Origin of the sequence: Prevotella sp. AM42-24, from assembly GCF_003461825.1 — a bacterium.
GTDB classification, from domain to species: Bacteria; Bacteroidota; Bacteroidia; order Bacteroidales; family Bacteroidaceae; genus Prevotella; species Prevotella hominis.
Genome location: NZ_QTXV01000028.1, coordinates 22244 through 43712, shown reverse-complemented (window position 1 = coordinate 43712; position 21469 = coordinate 22244). Strand labels below are relative to the sequence as shown.

Annotated in this window: 20 protein-coding genes and 1 other RNA gene; 13 read left to right on the top strand and 8 right to left on the bottom strand. The window is 41.3% G+C overall.

Translation table 11 applies throughout. The features are described 5' to 3' along the window. The 5 genes from DW917_RS17745 to DW917_RS09740 form a co-directional block, all read left to right on the top strand. A partial coding sequence (locus tag DW917_RS17745; RefSeq protein ID WP_233524694.1) for a hypothetical protein occupies positions 1 to 249 on the top strand: 249 nt, incomplete at its 5' end. Then, on the top strand, positions 236 to 1411 hold the full coding sequence (locus tag DW917_RS09755) for a PCMD domain-containing protein (protein WP_118118232.1): 1176 nt from the start codon (positions 236 to 238) through the stop codon (positions 1409 to 1411). The genes DW917_RS17745 and DW917_RS09755, both read left to right, overlap by 14 nt. Continuing rightward, positions 1404 to 2198 carry a porin family protein gene (locus DW917_RS09750; protein WP_233524693.1) on the top strand — a complete coding sequence of 265 codons (795 nt, stop codon included), beginning with the start codon at positions 1404 to 1406 and terminating at the stop codon, positions 2196 to 2198. The genes DW917_RS09755 and DW917_RS09750 overlap by 8 nt, the downstream gene beginning before the upstream one ends. A gap of 24 nt (positions 2199 to 2222) precedes the next feature. Beyond that, positions 2223 to 3800, top strand: coding sequence for a calycin-like domain-containing protein (locus tag DW917_RS09745; RefSeq protein WP_118118230.1), 1578 nt, complete (start codon positions 2223 to 2225; stop codon positions 3798 to 3800). Positions 3801 to 4190: 390 nt separating this feature from the next. Continuing rightward, the gene (locus tag DW917_RS09740; RefSeq protein WP_118118228.1) at positions 4191 to 5525 is read left to right on the top strand and encodes an NADP-specific glutamate dehydrogenase; all 1335 of its coding nucleotides are present in this window, start codon (positions 4191 to 4193) and stop codon (positions 5523 to 5525) included. A gap of 299 nt (positions 5526 to 5824) precedes the next feature. Here DW917_RS09740 and DW917_RS09735 read toward each other — a convergent pair whose 3' ends face one another. From DW917_RS09735 to DW917_RS09725, 3 genes are all read right to left on the bottom strand, one after another. After that, a complete protein-coding gene (locus DW917_RS09735) occupies positions 5825 to 6256 on the bottom strand; it encodes a hypothetical protein (protein WP_118118226.1) in 432 nt (143 codons plus the stop codon). 122 nt (positions 6257 to 6378) lie between these two features. Continuing rightward, positions 6379 to 6786, bottom strand: an RNA gene (gene rnpB / locus DW917_RS09730) — RNase P RNA component class A. 169 nt (positions 6787 to 6955) lie between these two features. Further along, positions 6956 to 8521 (bottom strand): DUF4301 family protein, encoded by a 1566-nt coding sequence (locus DW917_RS09725; protein WP_118118224.1) that lies wholly within the window; start codon positions 8519 to 8521, stop codon positions 6956 to 6958. A gap of 123 nt (positions 8522 to 8644) precedes the next feature. Here DW917_RS09725 and DW917_RS09720 point away from each other — a divergent pair, with 123 nt between their 5' ends. After that, complete coding sequence (locus DW917_RS09720; RefSeq protein WP_118118222.1) at positions 8645 to 10861, top strand: bifunctional (p)ppGpp synthetase/guanosine-3',5'-bis(diphosphate) 3'-pyrophosphohydrolase; 2217 nt, start codon at positions 8645 to 8647, stop codon at positions 10859 to 10861. A 270-nt stretch (positions 10862 to 11131) separates the two neighbouring features. Here DW917_RS09720 and DW917_RS09715 read toward each other — a convergent pair whose 3' ends face one another. Genes DW917_RS09715 through DW917_RS09705 form a run of 3 tightly spaced genes read right to left on the bottom strand, consistent with a single transcriptional unit; the run spans position 11132 to position 12002 of the window. Further along, a complete protein-coding gene (locus DW917_RS09715) occupies positions 11132 to 11395 on the bottom strand; it encodes a hypothetical protein (protein ID WP_199545532.1) in 264 nt (87 codons plus the stop codon). Between the two features lie 7 nt (positions 11396 to 11402). Then, positions 11403 to 11753 (bottom strand): phage holin family protein, encoded by a 351-nt coding sequence (locus tag DW917_RS09710; RefSeq protein WP_118118240.1) that lies wholly within the window; start codon positions 11751 to 11753, stop codon positions 11403 to 11405. A gap of 36 nt (positions 11754 to 11789) precedes the next feature. Beyond that, positions 11790 to 12002: a YtxH domain-containing protein gene (locus DW917_RS09705; protein ID WP_022111558.1), complete on the bottom strand. Its 213-nt coding sequence runs from the start codon at positions 12000 to 12002 to the stop codon at positions 11790 to 11792. Between the two features lie 314 nt (positions 12003 to 12316). Here DW917_RS09705 and DW917_RS09700 point away from each other — a divergent pair, with 314 nt between their 5' ends. The 4 genes from DW917_RS09700 to DW917_RS09685 are packed head-to-tail and all read left to right on the top strand — an operon-like array spanning position 12317 to position 15808. After that, positions 12317 to 12793: an SPOR domain-containing protein gene (locus DW917_RS09700; RefSeq protein ID WP_118118220.1), complete on the top strand. Its 477-nt coding sequence runs from the start codon at positions 12317 to 12319 to the stop codon at positions 12791 to 12793. Further along, complete coding sequence (gene ruvX, locus DW917_RS09695) at positions 12790 to 13206, top strand: Holliday junction resolvase RuvX (protein ID WP_187349068.1); 417 nt, start codon at positions 12790 to 12792, stop codon at positions 13204 to 13206. The genes DW917_RS09700 and ruvX overlap by 4 nt, the downstream gene beginning before the upstream one ends. Continuing rightward, positions 13203 to 13763 carry a peptide deformylase gene (gene def, locus DW917_RS09690; protein ID WP_022111561.1) on the top strand — a complete coding sequence of 187 codons (561 nt, stop codon included), beginning with the start codon at positions 13203 to 13205 and terminating at the stop codon, positions 13761 to 13763. Before ruvX ends, def begins: the two co-directional genes overlap by 4 nt. Positions 13764 to 13813: 50 nt before the next feature. After that, on the top strand, positions 13814 to 15808 hold the full coding sequence (locus DW917_RS09685; RefSeq protein ID WP_118118218.1) for a tetratricopeptide repeat protein: 1995 nt from the start codon (positions 13814 to 13816) through the stop codon (positions 15806 to 15808). 96 nt (positions 15809 to 15904) lie between these two features. Here DW917_RS09685 and DW917_RS09680 read toward each other — a convergent pair whose 3' ends face one another. Further along, positions 15905 to 16708 (bottom strand): MBL fold metallo-hydrolase, encoded by an 804-nt coding sequence (locus DW917_RS09680; RefSeq protein ID WP_118118216.1) that lies wholly within the window; start codon positions 16706 to 16708, stop codon positions 15905 to 15907. A gap of 109 nt (positions 16709 to 16817) precedes the next feature. On the opposite strand from DW917_RS09680, the gene DW917_RS09675 reads away from it, so the two are divergent. Beyond that, positions 16818 to 17309, top strand: a complete 492-nt coding sequence (locus tag DW917_RS09675; protein ID WP_233524692.1) for a hypothetical protein — start codon at positions 16818 to 16820, stop codon at positions 17307 to 17309. 16 nt (positions 17310 to 17325) lie between these two features. Here DW917_RS09675 and DW917_RS09670 read toward each other — a convergent pair whose 3' ends face one another. Further along, a complete protein-coding gene (locus tag DW917_RS09670; RefSeq protein ID WP_118118213.1) occupies positions 17326 to 19464 on the bottom strand; it encodes a BamA/TamA family outer membrane protein in 2139 nt (712 codons plus the stop codon). A 179-nt stretch (positions 19465 to 19643) separates the two neighbouring features. Between DW917_RS09670 and DW917_RS09665 the strand changes: the two genes are divergently transcribed. Next, on the top strand, positions 19644 to 20426 hold the full coding sequence (locus DW917_RS09665; protein WP_118118211.1) for an RNA methyltransferase: 783 nt from the start codon (positions 19644 to 19646) through the stop codon (positions 20424 to 20426). A gap of 50 nt (positions 20427 to 20476) precedes the next feature. Continuing rightward, positions 20477 to 21397, top strand: a complete 921-nt coding sequence (locus DW917_RS09660) for a hypothetical protein (RefSeq protein ID WP_118118209.1) — start codon at positions 20477 to 20479, stop codon at positions 21395 to 21397. Positions 21398 to 21469: the final 72 nt, after the last annotated feature.

Genomic DNA, 21469 nt, shown 5'->3' with positions numbered 1-21469 from the left:
TTGATTTATACTGTGTCAACTTTTTCTAGGACAAGACACTGGGTTGGTTATGTAGCCCTTAAAACCATCCCACTTATGGCAACATTGATGGCCCTGCTTATCCCCACTAAATTTCCACTTTGCCTTTTTTTTATGCCAAAAAGAGAACAAATATGCATTTTAAGGGAAAAACATTTGGAAGTTACAAGTTTTCGTCGTAACTTTGCACCCGGTAAAAAGATTATATTAATAGTTTATGAAATATTTTAAATTGATGGCCGCTGCTATGATTGGCAGCGCTACCCTCACCTCTTGTTTCAAGGATGAGCCTCTTAACGCAGAGTGCGATATTGAGCAGGCATATATTCATGTGGATAATCCGTTGGAAATGTTCGCTAATTACACAGACACTATCGTAAAGGTTCTCTCCAACGAACAAGACATAACTTTCAACGTAAAAAGACATACAGACATAAGTAATATGGCACCATTATTCAGACTAACTGAAGGTGCAAAGATTACACCCGAAAATGGTTCTGTACATGATTTTACTAATGGTCCTATTATATATAAGGTTACTTCGCAGGATGGAGAATGGAATCGTTCTTATTCCGTATCATTTTCATTTCCACCTGTTTTTTACGAAGAAATGAAATATGACTTTGAGGAGTATTTCCTCAATGAGGTTAAACCTGTGAATAAATATTATGTATGGAGCGACAAAAACGATGACGGAACAAGAGCCAACAATTGGGCAACAGGTAATCCTGGATACAACTTAAGCGTAGGAAACACAGCCAAACCAAACACCTACCCTACAGTTCCTATTCCTGCAGGTTCAGAAGGCACACTGGATGGTACTGCTTGCGTTAAACTAACGACAAGCGACACTGGTGCATTCGGAATGATGTACAAAATGCCTATTGCAGCAGGCAACTTATTCTTAGGTAAGTTCGACGCATCTCAAGCCATGAAGGATGCAATGAAAACTACTCAATTTGGTATTCCTGTCAGTTTCTTGCCAATCAGATTCAGCGGCTATTACAAATACCAAAGAGGTAATAAATTTACCGACAAAAAGAAGAATGTTGTAGAGGGCAAATTGGATTATGGTACCATCTATGCTGTACTTTACGACAATCATAATGCGGAAGGAGAAGCTATCTTTCTTGATGGAAGCAACGTACAAACAAGTGAACAAATAGTAGCCATTGCAAAGGTGCCAGACATTGATAACACACCAGAATGGACTCATTTTGACTTAGAGTTTGAAAAAAGAAAGGAAATCGACATGGAGAAACTCAAGAACATGGGCTATAGTTTAGCTATTGTATGTTCATCCAGTGTGGATGGAGCATCATTCATGGGAGCCATAGGCAGCACCTTATATGTTGATAAATTCCGTATAACATGTGAAAAGGGAGATGAATAAGATGAACAAAATTTCAATATTATCAATTCTGCTCTTTACAGCAGCAAATACGCCAACTTTTGGTTGGACGAATCAATACGGAGAGGTAAAAAGTAACAGTCTCCTAAGAAACTACAGTTACTACGTAAGAGGTGGCTACAATTTGGGAGGAACAGCTCCTATAGGAATGCCTGCTACTATTCGCACCCTTCATAGCTATTCTGTTCGTCCTAATTTTATATTAGGTTTCGACGCTTTCCACCCTTTCAATGACAGTTGGGGAATCATGTTTGGTCTCCACTTTGAAAATAAAGGCATGAAAACAGATGCTGGCGTTAAGAATTACCACATGAAAATGAAATGTGGCGACAGAGAATTGGAAGGTATGTTCACTGGAAATGTAGTCACTAAAGTAGATCAAAGTTTGGCAACAATACCAATACAAGCAACCTATGATATATCTGAAAAGGTAAGAATCAAGTTAGGTCCATATTTCTCTTATGTCACCTCACATAAATTTGACGGATATGCCTATGATGGCTATTTGCGTCAAGGTGATCCAACGGGAATGAAAGTTGAACTTGGTAACACAGATGGCGAACGTGGGGAATACGATTTTTCTGGAGATATGCGCAACTGGCAATTCGGTATAGACGTAGGTGCTGATTGGTACTTTTCAAAACGATGGGGAGGTTATGCTGGTCTGACATGGGGTCTTTCTGAAATCTTCAAGAAAAACTTTACAGTATTAGATCAATCATTATACCCTATCTACGGAACTATCGGTTTGATTTATCAATTGAAATAAAAACTTAATTTAAACAAAGAAAATATGAAGAAATTATTTACTTCAGTAGCATTGGCACTTGCACTGATGTCTGCATCTGCCGAAAATTACACTTGTCCTCTGGCTGTAAGCATCAGTGGTTCTGATGATATACCCGCAGGAGACGTTACAGTATCTGTCACCAAGCAGGACAATGGCAAATACACCATGGACCTCAAAAACTTTGCTATGGGTGGCATGGGAGTTGGAAATATTCATATTGAGAACGTAGAAGCAACAGAATGCGGAAACGTAACCGCTTTGGAAACCCAACAAACCATTCAAATCACTCAGGGTGACGATGCTTCTGTTGAAGATTGGATGGGTCCTGGTTTAGGCGACCTTCCTATTCTTCTCAAAGGTCAACTCAAAGGTGGAAATTTCAATGCAATTTTGAATATTCCACTTGCAGGAGGCATGATTGTGGGTGTGAAATTAGGTAACGATGCCAACCAGATGGGTCAATTACCAAACTCTGGATTCGAAGAATTTTCAGAAAAGAGCAAAGAACCAATCGGATGGCATTCCTTCTATAAAGGTAACCTTGCAGGCTCGTTAGCAGGAACAGCAGCAGGACAGCGTACGTGGGAATCAGAAGACAAACCAGAGAGCAGCGAAGGCACTAAGTCCGTCATGATAAAATCCTCAAGCATTCTTTCTGTCTCTGCCAACGGAACCATTACAACGGGGCACATTCAAGCAGGAGCCATGTCTGCTTCAAACAAAAAAAATTGCTCATTCCTTGATTTTAGTAAGACAGACCTTGATGTTGATAATAATCCATTCTACGCAGTGCTGACTAATAAGCCAGACTTTATTAAGATGAGCGTAAAGTATCATGTGGGGGAAAGAAGTGCTAAAAATTGGTCGGGAAAAGTTGAAACTTACAGTAATTATGTTACAGCATCAGCCAAAGCTATTCTCACAAACGGGAAATACGTACAAGACCCAGAAGTTGATGATTACAAAGATAATATCATCGCACGTGCAGAGAATAAAACAATAGCAGATACAAAAGATGCTTGGCAAGAAATTTCCATTCCATTTACATACGCAAAGGATAAGGAAACCCCTAAGGCTGCTCTTGTTACAATCTCTACATGCGCAGAACCTGGAGGTGGTAGCAAAAACACTAAGGATCCAGACATTCTCTATGTAGATGATGTAGAACTTGTATATAATGCTGGTTTTAAATCAGTTTCTTTCAACAATGAAGAATTGACTGATTTTGATGAATCTGGAAACATAAACATAGAGAAATACGACAAGAAAGTTAAACCTGAAGATTTTACCATTGTAGCGGAAGGCGCAGGTGCTTACGTAACCAAGAAGATAACAGCTGATGATGAAGCAACATATGTAACAATTACGGTTACTTCAAATGACTTAAAAACATTTGTCACTCGTACAGTAACCTTCCCAGGTTTGGTAAACGGCATCAACAAGCCTCAGACCGTTACTCTCCCTAACGGCATCAACGCCATCTACAACCTCGCTGGTCAGCAGGTAAGTTCTATGACTTCTGGCAATGTTTACATTGTGAAGACCACTGACGGAAAGACCAAGAAGGTTATCAAGAAATAATGGTTTTAAAAAGTAAAATAACGATACAGAAGTAACAATTTACTTCCTATCATAAACATCAGAATCCTCGGCAGAAGGAAATTTCCTTTCGCCGAGGATTTTTTCTGCGTGGGCAGGCGCAAATTTTTCCCTGCCCACGCAAAAATAAAAGTGGTACCCTACTATCCTATTCGATACACTACAGATATAAATTTAGGCTTTCCCTATATATAATAAGGTGTACGTACACAAAAATAGGCCTTTTCGTCTTACAAAAAGTTAAAAAAGTGACTTTTTTCTACTTTTACATCATTTTTTCTTTCTTTTTGTTTGTTATTACAATCTTTTTCTTTACCTTTGCAATCGCAAACAAGAAAATAAAAATTTTAAACTCAATAAAAGATTAAGATTATGAAAGCATCAGAAGTCATTGCGAATCTCCAGAGAAGATTCCCTAATGAGCCTGAATACATTCAGGCAGTTAGTCAGGTACTTGGTACCATCGAGGAAGAGTACAACAAGCACCCTGAGTTTGAGAAAGCAAACCTCATCGAGCGTCTTTGCATTCCAGACCGTGTCATCGAATTCCGTGTATCATGGGTAGATGATAAGGGTAACGTTCAGACTAACATGGGTTACCGTATCCAGCACAACAACGTGATTGGTCCATACAAGGGAGGTATTCGCTATCACAAGTCTGTAAACTTGAGCATCTTGAAGTTCTTGGCTTTTGAGCAGACATTCAAGAACTCTTTGACTACTCTCCCAATGGGTGGTGCTAAGGGTGGTTCTGACTTCTCTCCACGTGGTAAGAGCAACAACGAAGTGATGCGTTTCTGCCAGGCTTTCATGACTGAGCTTTACCGTCACATGGGTCCAGACGAGGACGTTCCAGCAGGTGATATCGGTGTTGGTGGCCGTGAGGTAGGTTACCTCTTCGGTATGTACAAGAAGTTGACTCACCAGTTCCAGGGTGTCTTGACTGGTAAGGGTCAGGAGTTCGGTGGTTCTCGTATCCGTCCTGAGGCTACAGGTTACGGTAACGTTTACTTCCTCTGCAACATGCTCGCTACAAAGAACATCGACCTCAAGGGCAAGACTGTTTTGGTATCTGGTTCTGGTAACGTTGCTCAATATACAATGGAGAAGTTGATCGAGTTGGGTGCTAAGCCAGTGACATGTTCTGACTCTGACGGTTACATCTACGATCCAGATGGTATCGATCGCGAGAAGCTCGACTACATCATGGAACTCAAGAACGTAGAGCGCGGTCGTATCAAGGAGTATGCTGAGAAATATGGCGTGAAGTATGTAGAGGGTGCAAAGCCTTGGTTTGAGAAGGCAGACATCGCTCTCCCATCAGCTACTCAGAATGAGATCAACGAGGAAGCTGCTAAGGCTCTCATCGCTAATGGTGTGATTGCTGTCAGCGAGGGTGCTAACATGCCATCTACTCCAGAGGCTATCAAGGTATTCCAGGATGCTAAGATTCTCTACGCTCCAGGTAAGGCTGCCAACGCAGGTGGTGTTGCTGTATCAGGTCTCGAGATGAGCCAGAACTCAGAGCGTTTGAAGTGGTCTCGTGAGGAAGTTGACGCTAAGCTCCACGACATCATGAACGACATTCACGCTAACTGTGTGAAGTATGGTACAGAGGCTGACGGTTACGTTAACTATGTAAAGGGTGCTAACGTAGCAGGTTTCTTGAAGGTAGCTAAGGCTATGATGGCTCAGGGTATCGTATAATCATATCAACTTTAAGATATTACTCAAAGAAAGTAGGCCGTTTTTGACCTACTTTCTTTTTTTTATGCGTAAAAAATTTGCTTTAAAAAGAGCGCAACTTAACGAAGCGCTTCATTAACCTCTAACGAAGCGCATCATTAAAACCTAACGAAGCGCATCATTAGCACCTAACGAAGCGCATCATTAAAACCTAATAAAGCGCATCATTAAAACCTACCATCCAAATGCCTCTGTTTAGCAGGAAATCTGCACCACTAATATGATACTGAACACCACAATAAAAATGGGTTCAGCCTATTTTATTCTGTAGGTTGATAGAAGAGCACTGCCTTTATGTAAGTCTCAAACTTGGAATCTCTATGCTTGCTCAATCTCATTTGGATGATAGCTTTCAGAACCGCATAAAAACAGAGGGTCAGCATCAAACCAATGACAATCGCCAAGACGGACGTCCAGGTCTTGCCATAAACGTAGGCACTATCTGGCATTGCAGATAAGATGATGATTGGAATCAAAGTAATAATACCTCCAACAGTCATCTTGTGGCGAGGAGTACCACCCATATCCATGATGGCTTGCTTGTCGAAGAGGTAATCCTCCAACTCCATCCGCTCGATACCATAATCCTCCAACTTTGGGAAGTTTGGACGGTCGCCATACTTCTTTATCTTGTCTGTCACCTTATGTTCGAAGTCATCAAAAAACTCCTTCTCTGGATCTTTTAAGTTCATTTTCTTATTATATTAAATATTGAATATTCCTGCAAAAAAATCACCACAACAATTACAAAAGAAAAAAGCAAAGGTATCTTATCACGAGAAACCTTCGCCTTCATTCTTTTTCTGTAAAAAAAGAAAGCAGTGCCCCTATAAGCCGAGTTCTGTCTGTATCCTACAAGAAGTAAGAACAGAGTCTGCCATTTATCTAGCCCTAAAGTCACCCTTAGGTTCAAGCACTCTACCCTCCACAGTAGTCCGAAGACTTCGGACGAGCCGCCCTCAAACTGCGGTTTACATGAGCTTACAGCTCCCAGATGACACAGCCTGACGATCACCCGCCAGCTGGTGGTCTCTTACACCACCTTCTCACCCTTACTCTCACCACTCCACTCAAAGAGCAAGATAGTAAAAGCGGTTATTTTCTTCTGCCGACACCTACTGTCACCAATAGCTTCTATTTTCGGAAGTGGGATGCCCTATGCTGCCCGGACTTTCCTCCCGCATTCCCATGAAGGAATGCCAGCGACAGACCGGAGCGCTGCTTTCAGTCTGCAAAGGTACAAAAAACTTTTGAATCTCTGCTATGTTTCTTTACTTTTTTCCAATATTAACCTATAGAGGTCTTCTTACGCCGTATTCTATTTCTTCCTACACCTTATTATATATAAGCACGAATCAATAGTAAGTGCAGGATAAATAGGCGCTATCAAATTAGTGCTTGCAGCAGCAACCACCTTCGTGCTTTACACCGCCAATGACAGCCTGATGCTGATCACGCAACAAGTCGTTGACGGTCTTTACTGGATTGAAAGTGCTCAGAGGAACTTCTACAAAGACGGTGTTCCAATCGCTCATCGCACCATTCCACAGACCAGGCAACTCCAATGCCTTCAAGTCCTTACCATTCTTACTCTTGCTTGAAATAAATCCAGTAGTAGAATCCACATAATCAGGCAGATTGAATGGTTCGCCCTTATAGTTCTTTGTAGCACAAACGAGATCTACCGGATTGAAGTGAGTACCCTGAGTAAACATCTTCATGTATTCCTCATTGTTTGTATCAATCTGAGAACTCTCAAGAATCTGCAAACTTACAGTACCATCATTATTATAAGTAAGGAAAGGACCGCCACCAGGCTCACCAACGTTCTTGACTACGCCGCAGACACGCATAGGGCGGTTCAATTTCTTACGCAAATAAATAACCAGTTCGGCATCCTCCAATTCCTTGATATCTGCACGGCGACAACAGAGATCACGCTGAACGAAGCGGATAATCTCCTCCAATTTTTCATGATTATAAAGGCCAGAGTCAAGCAAATTCAAGTATTTGAAAGCCCTCTTCTGAAGCGTAACCAGAATACCAGCAATAACCTGTTTATAGGTTACTGTGTCAGCCTTCAAGCGATCTGGCACTACATTATCAATGTTCTTCACAAAGACAACGTCGGCATCAATTTCATTCAGATTCTGGATCAGAGCGCCATGTCCTCCTGGACGGAACAGCAAGCTGCCATCCTCATTGCGGAAAGGCGTGTTATCAGGATTAGCAGCAATCGTATCGGTGCTTGGTTTCTGCTCTGAGAAAGAGATGTTGTACTTCACACCAAACTTCTCTGCATAGAAATCAGCCTTCTCTGCCACCTTCTGCTTGAAAAGTTTCAAATGGTCATGAGAAACAGTAAAGTGTACGTTAGCCTCACCATTGCTACTTGCATAGAGAGCAGCCTCTACCAGGTGTTCCTCCATAGGAGTGCGCACCTCATCCGCAGAATACTCATGGAAAAGCAATAAGCCCTTAGGTAACTGACCGTAGTTGAGTCCCTTTGCTTCCAAAAGGTTAGCCACCACAGCCTTGTAGTTACCTTCACCCATCAGTTTCTTGATGCCCTTGCCTTCATTCTCACGACATTTCTCACAGAGAGCCTCACGGAAAGCAAACTTCTTGATGTTCTCGAAGAAATGCTTCTCAAAGTCTGTAGTAGGTACATCATAAGGAGCGCTCAAGAAAGCAAACATGTTTTTGAACATACGACTGGCTGCACCGGATGCAGGTACAAACTTCACGATTTTGTGCCCCTCAGCCTTGTACTCATTCCAAGCCTGCTCATAATTTTTCACTTCATCATCTGTAGGAGCCATGATACCCTTGCCGATAGCGGCAGCAGCCTCAAGCTTCAAGAAAGGAAAACCATTCTTGATCTGCTCCAACTGATGTTCAATTTGTTGCTCGCTAATGCCACGAGCCTTGATTTGATTTAGATCTTGCTGATTCATAATACCACATTTATGTTATTTTATGCGATTATGCCACAAATATAGTAACTTTTTTTGAAAAAGCGAAATATTTGCGCGATTTTTTGTACCTTTGCAGCAAAATATTAACAAGGAGGGATAAAAATGAACGAAGTTTTTACATTTACACCCGAAGAGAAGGAGCAAACCCTGCTCATCCTCGAAAGATTGAGAAATGCCATCGGAGAGACTTTCACGCAGGAAGATGAAACCAATTTGCGTGAGGATATCCACCATGCTTTCGAAAATCACCAAATACGACGTGACGTGTTTGGACTGAATCCTATTTTGCATGCACTCCAGACTGCAGAAATAGCTGTCAACGAAATTGGTCTGAAACGAGATGGTGTCATTTCCATACTGATGCAGACCAGCGTCATCGACGGATACCAAACCTTAGCAGACATCAAACGCAAATATGGTGACAACGTGGAGCACATCATCGGCGGTCTGCTCCGCATTCACGATCTGTACAAACGAAATCCTATCATAGAAAGCGAGAATTTCAGAAATCTGCTCATCTCGTTTTCTGAAGACATGCGTGTGATCCTCATCATGATAGCAGACCGCGTGAATGTGATGCGACAGATAAGAGACACGAAGCAGGAAGAGGCTAAAAAGGAAGTCAGCGAGGAAGCCAGTTACCTCTATGCCCCACTCGCCCACAAATTGGGTCTCTATAAACTGAAGAGCGAACTGGAAGATCTCAGTCTGAAGTATCTGGAGCATGATGCCTATTATTTAATAAAGGAGAAATTGAATGCCACAAAAGCATCCCGAGATGCTTATATCGCTCGTTTTATCAAACCTATTCAGGAAAAGTTGAATGAAGCTGGACTGAAATATCACATGAAGGGACGAACAAAGAGCATCCATTCCATCTGGCAGAAAATGAAAAAGCAGGGATGCGGATTTGAAGGTGTATATGACCTGTTTGCCATCAGAATCATCCTTGATGTGCCTCGTGAAATGGAATACAAACAATGCTGGCAAGTGTTCGCCATCATCACGGACATGTATCAGCCTAATCCGAAGCGTATGCGCGACTGGTTATCCGTACCTAAGAGTAATGGATATGAAAGTTTGCACACCACCGTACTGGGTCCGGAAAAGAAATGGGTGGAAGTACAAATCAGAACAGAACGTATGGACGATATCGCCGAGCATGGCCTGGCTGCCCACTGGCGCTATAAAGGTATCAGACAGGGAGAAGGCGGCATTGACGAATGGCTTGCCAATATCCGAAGTGCGCTGGAGAACAATGACGATCTGCAATTGATGGACCAATTCACCACAGATCTGAAGGAAGATGAGGTGTATGTATTTACCCCGAAGGGTGATCTGCTCAACTTCCCGAAAGGTGCCACAGTGCTTGATTTCGCCTACTATATCCACTCGCGTATTGGCAACAACTGCGTGGGAGGTAAAATCAACGGAAGGGCCGTAAGCTTCAGACAAGAGCTCCATTCCGGCGACCAGATTGAGATTCTCACCCAGAGTAATCAAAAGCCAAGACAAGAATGGTTGAATATCGTACAGACCTCGAAGGCAAAAGCAAAAATCAGACTCGCCCTCAAGGAAACCCAGAAGAAGGATGGTCTCCTTGCCAAGGAACTCATCGAGCGACGATTCAAAAACCGCAAAATCGATATTGATGAGAGTACGATGGCGCGTATCATCAAGAAGATGGGCTACAAAGAGAACTCGGATTTCTATAAAGATATAGCAGAAGAAAAACTGGATGTCAATAGTGTTATCGACAGATACGTGGCAGAACGTGACCACGATCTCAACTTGTCCAACGCTACCAGACCTGCTGAAAGCGCAGCCAACTTCGAATACGAAAATCCAACAGAGGAACTGGTGAAACAAAGCGACGACGTGCTTACTATAGACGAAAATCTCAAAGGTATAGATTTCGAACTTGCTCATTGTTGTCACCCTATCTATGGTGATCCGATTTTTGGTTTCGTAACCATCAACAAGGGTATCAAGATTCACCGTACCGACTGTCCAAATGCCCGCGAATTGCGCAGACGTTTCGGTTACCGCATCGTAAGAGCCCGCTGGAGCGGAAAAGGTACTTCCAAATATGCCATTACTCTGCGAATTATCGGAAATGATGACATAGGTATTGTCAGCAACATTACCAATATCATTTCTAAAGAAGATAAACTCGTGATGCGTGGTATCAACATCTCATCCAAGGATGGACTCTTCTCTGGTAATGTAACCGTCATGATAGATGATGCTACAAAGACCGAAACACTCATCAAGAAACTGAGTGCAGTAAAGGGAGTAAAACAGGTAATAAGAATCTAAACGTAAGACAAAGATTAGCTGAAGTTATCATATAATTTTTCGGCATAAATTCAACAAGATAAAGGCTAAATGCTTGATGCTTATAGTATCGGTATTTAGCCTTAATTTTATTTAAGTACAAGCACACAAGTGTTAAAGTAGGTTATAAATAAACGGATTTTCATAAAAATCCATTGCTATTTCGGATATAATAACTATTTTTGTACGTGTGTTTTTCATAGTATTAGATTTAAGGTTAACAAGGAATGGGTCACAGCGGTGACCCTTTTTTTATGTTTTCTTGAATTTTCTATAGAGTTTCCAAGCCAACAAAGCCCCATCGAATGCACTAACACCGATGGAAAACAGACTCTGCATCCTTTTGCTTGGGCTTGCGTTCTTGGATAAAGCATCAGGCTTTGAAAATAATGATTTCCACAAAGCCTTGATTCTTGCATCATCAGCCTCGATATCCTTTTGCAACAATTCTTTTCGCAAACGGATTTCTGTCAATGAACTATATTGCGTCGGATTAGAATTATCTTGATTCATCATCTTATCATTATTTTTGCATAAAAATACCTGCAAGGAATTTCACCAAAGGACGTTCTATCCATTGATGGCGGAATATAATGAATACCACTAATATAAATAGGTATATAGCCGCAACGATGCAGAATCCCCAAACATTTCCAATAAGTTCACCCAAGCCATAAGCCAAGGCAAAAGACAAATAAATAAGGGCAATCATGAGCAAGCCGACTAACACTACGGTAACAGTTATGGCAGTCAGCAAGCGTACTACTTTATCCACTACATCGAGCTTCACGTATTCCGTCTGAAGCCCGATATAGTGTTTGAGCACTTCAACAAGTTGCCCAATAGTTTCTACATTTTTATCGTTAGAAAACATCATGATAAATTATCGTCCTCAAAAAGACATGATAAATTATACCTCAGGAGCAGCGTCCTTGATGTCATCTACCAAATCATCAACATCCTTTTTGCTGAGTTTGATGTTATGCTTGCTGCAGAAATTGTCAACTGCATCAGCAATCTTGCTACGTGTATCCTCACCCTTCTCAGGAGCAAAAATCAAACCTAAAGCTGAACCAGCGATTGCACCGCCGAGGAAAGCTCCAATGTAACCTAATGCTTTCATAATTACTAAGTTTTTATTGTTAAACATGTTATCAAGAGATCAACGGGCTAACCTTAAAAGATGGTCCGATGACTTCTTTATGTTGCAAATGTACTAAATAAAATTCAATAAACAATGATTTTTTCCTTAATTTTTATTTAAAGGTGTTGTATTACCCATGTTTTAACAAACTTTATGCGAGGTTTCTTGTTGTATTTGCAATATTATTTGTATTTTCGCAGAACGAAAGCGACACAAATTGTCAACTGTTGGTGATTATATCACTACTCAACAACAAAGAAATCAAATAAGTTAAACAATAAAAACATTAAGTTATGAAGAAATTATCAGTTTTGAGCTTAGGCTTGTGCATTGTTTTGGCACTTGCAAGTTGTAAGTCTAAAGAAAGCATGTATAAGAAAGCATACGAGAAAGCACAGGCTCAGGAAGTACAGCAGCCTGCAACAACAGAACCAGTTGTTACTCCATTGGAGACAACTACTCCTAGCGAATCAACAAATACAGAAGTAGATAATGCATCAGTACGTCAGGAGAATGTATCACTCGTTGCAGGTTCTGGTCTCCAGAATTTCAGTGTAGTTGTAGGTTCTTTCTCTTTGAAGGCTAACGCAGAGGGTCTCTACAACACCTTGAAGAGCTCTGGCTATGACGCACAAATCGTATTCAACAGTGAGCGCAATATGTATCGTGTGGTTGCTTCCACATTCGTAGATAAAGCTGGTGCCGTAAAGAGCCGTAACGAGCTCCGTGCCAGCAAGTACCCAGACGCTTGGTTGCTCTTTAAGAAATAATGCGCATCTTATCCATAGATTACGGTAAGAAACGTACCGGACTGGCAGTGACCGACCCATTGCAGATTATCGCAGGTGGGTTGGCCACTGTTGCTACATCTGAACTATTTGCCTTCATCGAAGGCTATATACAAAAAGAACAGGTGGAGCGTATTGTCATCGGCAAGCCGATGCAGCCCAACGGACAACCCAGTGAAAATCTGGCGCGTGTGGAGAATTTCTTCAACAGATGGCGAAAGGCTCACCCGGAGATTCCCATTGAGTACTATGATGAAAGATTCACTTCTGTACTCGCCCATCGAGCAATGATAGACGGCGGAGTTAAGAAGAAAGTAAGAAAAGAAAACAAAGGACTGGTGGACGAGATTAGCGCCACCATTATTTTACAAGATTTTTTGCAATCCAGAAAATGATTTTACCTATTTATATATATGGTCAGCCTGTATTAAGAAAAGTGGCTGAAGATATTACTCCGGATTATCCGGAGCTGAAACAGCTGATTTCCAACATGTATGAAACTCTTGACGCAAGCAACGGAGTAGGTCTTGCTGCCCCTCAGATTGGTCTCGACATCCGTGTTGTAGTTATCGATTTGGATGTACTTAGCGAGGATTTCCCTGAGTACAAAGGTTTCAGAAAAGCATTTATCAATGCTCACATCATCGAGCGCGACGAGGAAAGCAAGACAGAGTCTTTGGAAGAAGGCTGCCTGTCTATCCCTGGCATCTCAGAAAAAGTTACCCGCCCTACCCGTATCCATGTGAAATATCTTGATGAAGAGTATCAGGAGCACGACGAATGGGTGGAAGGTTATCTGGCAAGAGTTATGCAGCATGAATTTGACCACCTGGAGGGCACCATGTTTGTAGATCGCATTTCACCTCTACGCAAAAACATGATTGCCGGTAAACTTAAAAACATCATCAAGGGCAAATTCCGCTGTGCTTATCGCACTAAAATTCGTCGCTAATCAGCGAAAAAGCATTTTCAATAGGTTTTAGTTCTATTTATACATTCAGTATGAACAAAAAGAGATTCTTGGCTATAGCTTTCCTTGCATTGTCTATAGCACCGGTTGCTGCGCAATATCGAGTAGATCGCCTCATTACTGCAGGCAGAAGTGCTCTGTATTACGAAGACTATGTTTTGTCTATCAAATACTTTAATTTGGCAATCGGCGCCAAGCCATATCTCTATGAACCATGGTATTATCGCAGCGTGGCTAAATTCAGCCTCGATGACTATACGGGTGCTGAGAGCGATGCTACAGAAGCATTGCATCTCAACCCATATATCAATGATATCTATGACCTACGTGCTATTTGCCGTATCAGACAGAGCAAATATGATGAGGCTATCCAGGATTACAATTCTGCCATCAAGATTGAACCCAGAAATCGCAACTATTGGTTCAATCGTGCCCTCTGTCTGATGCAGGACAAGAAATACGATCCTGCTCTGGTACAACTTGATTCTATCATCAAGCAGTGGCATGACTTTTCCAATGCATATTCCCTCAAGGCAGAAGTGTATCTCCAGAAAAAAGATACCATAAGTGCCGAAAAATGGCTGGATAAAAGTCTTGAACTCAATCCATACGATGGAGATACATGGACCACACGTGCCTACATGGCTCTCGCAAGAAAAGAATGGAGCATTGCCGATGAGGCTCTCACCAAGTCTTTTCATTTCAAGCCAAACAATGTAAACAACTATATCAATAGGGCCTTGGCTCGTATCAACCTCAATAATCTAAGAGGAGCTATGAGCGATTATGATAATGCACTGGATTTGGATCCGAATAATTTTCTCGCACACTACAACCGTGGTCTAATGCGTGTACAACTGGGAGACGATAACAGAGCTATCTCCGACTTTGACTTCGTCATCAAGATGGAGCCACAAAATTTCATGGCGATTTTCAACCGTGCGCTCCTGCATGAGAAAACAGGAAATCTCCGTGCAGCCATCCGTGACTTTACAACGGTAATCAATCAATTTCCTAATTTCTGGACAGGGCTCTCCTATCGTGCCAACTGTTACAGACGACTTGGCATGACAAACAAGGCGGAGCTTGACGAATTCCGCATATTCAAAGCACAAATGAACAAACATCTGGGAATACAACCGAGATGGAGCTCCAAGACCAAGAAAGAAATACGTAAACGCTCAGAAATTGATCCGAATAAGTTTGCAAGCCTTGTAGTAGAAGACGAACCAAAATACGAGCACGAATACAAGAGTGAGTATCGCGGACGCATTCAAAACAGATTGGTGGAGACTGCTTATCTCCCAATGTACAGAATCAGTTATTTCCCAAGTACACAAAATATTACGGGTGTACAGGCATTCGACAGGGACGTAGAGCAACTCAATATCCAGAACAAACAAAACAAGGACACAAAGCTCTACATCGTTTGCAACAAGGAACAACTGGACGAGAACGGCTCTATGAAAATATTCTCGCTGATTGATAAACTATCGGCAGAATTAAGCGTAGCAAAAGATGACGAAAGAAAGAAGGAACTTCTGATTCACAGGGCTGTTGCCAATGCCGTATTGCGTGACTTTGAGGCAGCCATCAGTGATTTCACAGAATACATCAAGTTGGACGACACCAACGCATTAGCATATTGGCAAAGAGCCGTTTGTCAGACAGAAATGGACGAATTCAATGTTTCAGAAGGACAGCCTATCATCAACATCCATTCTGCAGAAGCAGATTTCAGTGATGCAATCCGTCTGAGCAAGAACAATAATGCATACATTTATTATAATAGAGGAAATCTGCATGCTAACCGCAAGGAATTATCTAAGGCCATTGATGATTATACAATGGCTATCAAAATAGATAACAAACTTGCAGAAGCATATTATAATAGAGGTATAGCACGTTCAAAAACAGGCAATAAGGCTACTGCCATCCAAGATTTGTCTAAAGCTGGAGAATTAGGTCTTTATGATGCTTACTCTGTCATCAAAAAGCTAAACAAACAGAAAGAAGAAAAGAAATAGATTCTTGTTTGCAGGTCATGCAACAACAGATAATTCTAACAAAGGGGGTGTATCAAGCAAAATTAACAGCTTAATACACCCCCTTCTGCATACATATTATAATAACTTATAGATTTCACTCGGAGTTTTACGTTTCAGCACTTCCAAACCGAAATCCTTTCCTGCCACGATGCCATAACTTCTCAAAACTTGTTCAACAGTCTTTCGTGCCAATTCCGGATGATTGTTTTCTTCACTAAGATGACAGAGCCAAACATGTCGGAGATTAGAAGTTGCATATTCAGCAAGTGCCTTTCCACAAGCATCATTACTCAGATGTCCGTTAGGACCCAGAATACGATCTTTCAAATATTGAGGATAATTACCCTGCAACAACATTTCAACACTATGGTTTGCTTCTATTACCAGATAATTAGCACGACCTATGAATTCGTGCATTTCTTCTGTAATATGTCCGACATCAGTAAGCAGACAGAAGCATACACCACCCTGTTCCACAAAATAGCCCACATTATCGGTACTATCATGAGGAACTCCAAATGGTGTAACCTTAAACTCTCCCAGAGTAAAAGGAATCCCTTTTTCTATAACATGGACATTTTGCGGAACGATCTTCTTGCGAACACAATAATTCCTCTCTATCCCCATGTGAACTTTACGGGTTGTATATACCGGTAGATGAAAATCATTACTCAAACTTCCCACAGACTTAACATGGTCTGCATGATCATGAGTGATAAGGATATGATGAATATCCTCAAACTGCATGCCATAATTATGAAAATGCTTTTTTAAGCTTCTCAATCCGACACCTACATCTATCAATATAGAATCCGTCTCAGTGTAAAGATAGTAGCAATTACCACTACTTCCACTGCCGAAGGAAATAAATCTCAGCATTTTAAATTATATTTTCATGCAAAATTAGCAAAAAAAACTCATATTACAAAGTTTTTTAGTACCTTTGTAGCAATTTTTAGCAAATTAATAAGATTTAAACATCAGTTTTATGGCAAGAAATGTAATTACATACATAAAAAAACACTTATATCCCATACTTCCCACCATGGTATGCGGAAGTTTATTCGGTTTTTTGTCACTCATGAGTTGCCAGCCACATAAAGGAAGCGAAGAACAACTGAAAGCAGACATTGATTCCTTCGCTACCTACTATTATAATTGGCATTTTGAAAAAGCAGCCAGGTTTTGCACGCCCGAATCAAAGGTTTGGTTACGCTACGCTGCAAGCAACGTACACCAAGCTGACATAGAGCTACTGAAAGCAAAAAACGAAGATGCTCAAATTGAAATTGGAGACATAGACTTCAATGAAGATGAAGTAACAGCTACCGTCAATCTGGAAATAACCAATTTCCTCCAAATGGATACAATCGGTAAAGAAGCCCGCCTCATCAAACAGTCGAAGTTCACATTACCTATGACTATTCATAATGGCAAATGGAAAGTAGAACTCAAGCAGTTACCTACCTTACAAAAATAGGTTTGCCCTTCCTTTTTTAGAAAGGCAAACCTACTGCAAAGTGAAAATCGAAATCACGGCTCAACTTTGGATGGATGATAGACCAATGTTCCTTTTCTGATTCATAAGCAGGATTGATAGCTTTCATACCTACATCAAATCGCAAGATGAAATAATCAAAGTTCAATCTCAGACCCATACCGTACGAAGCGGCTATCTGCTTATAGAATTCAGTAAACTTGAATTGGCCACCTGGCTGTTCTGCATAATTGCGGAGCGTCCAGATATTACCTGCATCTATGAAGAGCGCACCCTGCAATTTCCAGAATAAAGAAGAGCGATACTCAGCATTTAAGTCGAGTTTGACATCACCCGTCTGATTGATAAAATCGATACGGCCATCAGTACCCTTAAACTTACCCGGACCTAATTCTCTTACGCTCCAACCTCTTACGGAATTGGCACCACCTGAGAAATATCGCTTCTCAAAAGGCAGCACCGTGCTATTACCATAAGGATAAGCAACTCCCAGACCAGCATGAAGAGCCAAGGCATTACGCTTATCAAACTGGAACAGATGAGTATAATCAAAATCAAACTTCACATACTGCGCATAAGCGATATTAAACAAAGTGTGTTGTCCCTGAGAATTGGTTTTAAATCCAAATCCTTTAGAGACACCATTCAGCAGATTACCAGCCGACTCAAAATTAGCCCTGACTGCATCTACGCCATCCGTATAACTGACAGTAAAACCAGTCTTCATGATAAAGATATCCTCGTAGTTATAACGCAGGATAGCATTCCTGTTTTCCGCATTATCCAGATAATCACGCTTGAACGTAGAAGAGATCCAAGGCATATACACATAATTGAGATCCAACAAATCAAAGCGGTAATTCAGATGATGCTTCGGTTCACTCCAGCGATAACGCCATGCAGAAGAGAATACTCTGCGATGAAATTCTGGTCGATTCTGGAAATCCCAACTTACAGCCCATTCAGAACTTGCCGTCTGTCTGCGCCTGAAACTCTTGGAAAGGAATGGAGCAAGGAAACGAGGGAAAACCAATTTTGTTTCTACAGAAAACTCCGTATAGTTCTGATCCTGATAACCTTCCAAACCGGTAATTGCCTCATAAGCACCACGGAATTCTATACTCAATTGCTCACTCCCATGAAAGAGATTACGATTGGTATAGGTAATGGATGCTGCAGCACCCAAGTCACCAGCAGTATTAGTACCTTCCGGCTGGAAAGAGATAGTAGAAGGCTTATTGGTACTTATCTGGATATGACAATCCAGCAAATTGGTATCTGGCACTTCCGCAAATTTAATATTCGTATATTTTACAGCTTGGAGACGGGCGAAATTATTGTATGTCCGCTGCAAGGCAGAAGCATCATAAGGTCGCCCCTCTTTGATAGCTGTCGCATTGAGAAGAACCTGTTTGCGAAGATGGATTCGATCACTATCATTACTTTGGAAAAGTACATCACGTATCAGATAACGAGTATGATCAACTTCTGGAGAATTGTTATTTGGCTTGTACTTTCTCAACTGAAGCGTCAGAGCTATATCCTTGCGCCCCATGATTGTATCAGCCGCAAAGTGAATAAAATCCTTATTGAAACGGAAGTATCCATTATCTGATAATAAACCGGCAATACGTTTTCGCTCATTATCCAAAGTTTCGACAGTAAAACGCATTCCTGGCTTGATCTGCTGATTATCAGGCTGGTCGAGATGCAACAACTGCAGGATACCTTCATCCTGGATGTCATAATTTACCTTTCCTATCAGAAAAGGCTGACCAGGATGAAGGAGATAGGTAGCCTTCAGTTTTTTCCCTTTTGTCTCAGTATAAAGAGAAACACCCGCATTCATATATCCTTCATTCTGCATGGCTGTCATCAGATCCTGACAGGACAGACGAGCCTGCAAGGTATCATAAATGACAGGCTTGCGACTGAAAGGATTTCTGAAAAGCGAAAACAACTTGGGCTTCTCTTTCTGACGTACATACTGAGATAGAGGGGAAGCATTATAATCAGACTGATCTGACACAACCGCCACCTTATCTAATATATACTCACCCTCTTGTACATACTTGCCAGTAGAGCAAGCTGTAGTCAACAAAAGGATTGAAAACGGAATATAACTATATCTCTTCATTGCTGCAAAGTTACGACAAAAAATCGAGCCAACGAAAAAAAAATATAAAAATTCAAACAAATTAAGGCTTTAACAGGAGGAATATTTTGCCATGTCCTATTTTTAATGTAACTTTGCCAAAAATAAGTCCTATAGTAAAGGGATTACAAGATTCATAACAAGAATAGAAAATAACATATATGATTAGCAAGAATAAAATTAAATATATTCACTCACTCGAGCTAAAAAAGAACCGAAATAAAGAAGGTGTGTTTGTAGCCGAAGGACATAAGGTGGTGGAAGACCTCCTGGAACTCCAGCCTGCAGAAATCCTTGTTGCTACAGAAGAATGGCTGAAAGGAAAACACTTTGGAGCCTCAACAGAAGTGATTGAAGTAACTGATGAAGAACTCAAAAAAGTGAGTTTCTTACAGCACCCCCAACAGGTTCTTGCTGTTTTCAAACAGGTCGGCAGGGAACACCCTACATCTACTACAGGCTTTTCCGAAGTAGATACATCGATCCTCAATCTTGCACTGGATGGAGTCCAAGACCCGGGAAATCTGGGAACAATCATACGAATCGCAGACTGGTTTGGCATCGAACATATATACTGCAGTCTGGACACAGCAGATGTCTATAATCCCAAAGTAGTACAAGCTACCATGGGTAGTATAGCCCGCGTAAAAGTGGAATATGGAAACCTGCAGGCTTTGATGGAGTCACTTTCTCAGGAGACACCGATTTATGGTACTCTGTTGGATGGCGAGAACATCTACCAGCAAAAGTTAGAGAACCGCGGTTTTATCATCATGGGAAATGAGGGCAAAGGTATCTCTCCTGCATTGACAAAGCTCGTCAACCATCGCTTGTTAATTCCCAACTTCCCGGAAGGAAGAGCCACTGCAGACAGTCTCAATGTGGCGATAGCCACCGCTATTACTTGTGCAGAATTCAGAAGGCAAGACATATCCTTCTCATAAAGAAAGAAAACGTTTTTAAAAGGAGGAAACATTCATAAACGAAGAAGATCATGGATACTAAAGTTTTATTCAAGAACCGCAGCATAACATCCTGTATGAAAGCTGCTTACGATTACACCGGAAGCCATTTTACTTCACTCATCAAGAAGACATGGTGGGCTACACTCATCTATGCTATTCTGATGGCAATTACCGTATATTTCAGAATGCCCAATAAGGGATTGCATGATTGGGGAGTAGAAAATCCCATCACGTCATACCTTCTGCAAACCATCATTTATGCAATGACATGGTTTGCATTCTGTCTCAGTAGTGCTGCTATCTGGACATGGCTTACCAAGACATCATTCTGGAAGAATTTGCTGAAATTCACCATCGTATATATTATATTCGAAATAATAGGTGGTTTTGCCATCGGTTTCGGATATGGAGGCACGTCTGCTATTTACCAAGCCATGGCAACCAAGGCTATGGCAGCAAATTCCACTTTAACTCTGACTTACGCAGTAACGGGCATTGTCGCAGTAATCTTATTGGTTATCGTTGCGCTCTTGGCTTTACCATTTGCCCATATCATCCCCCATGTTATGCTCAAGCAAAAAGAAGAAAAGCTGAAACCTTGGAGCACTTACAAAGAGGGAGTCAAACACCTGGGCAGCATTTTCCTGATGGGTTTCTTGGGAACGATCATAATCTGCATCATTTCCTGTATCGTACTGATACCAACCTTCATCATGAGTTGGGCACAGATGTCATCTCAAATGGGAGCTTTAGGTGGCGACCCGCTTGGAGTCCCTGCTTATTTCACTCCATTACTTTTGATTGTCTTGAGTATCACGATATTTGTCCTGACATACGTTGCAAGTTGGTTAGGCATTTCCTATGCCTATCTCTATGGTTCAAATACCAGTCTGGAGAAAAAGAAAAAAGAACTGCAAAATACAAATGAAGGCTCTTTCACTAATCAATGAAGCTACTTTCATCTTCCAATGAAACTGCTTTCACTTGCCAAAGAAAAGGCTTTCATCTACCAATGAAGCTGC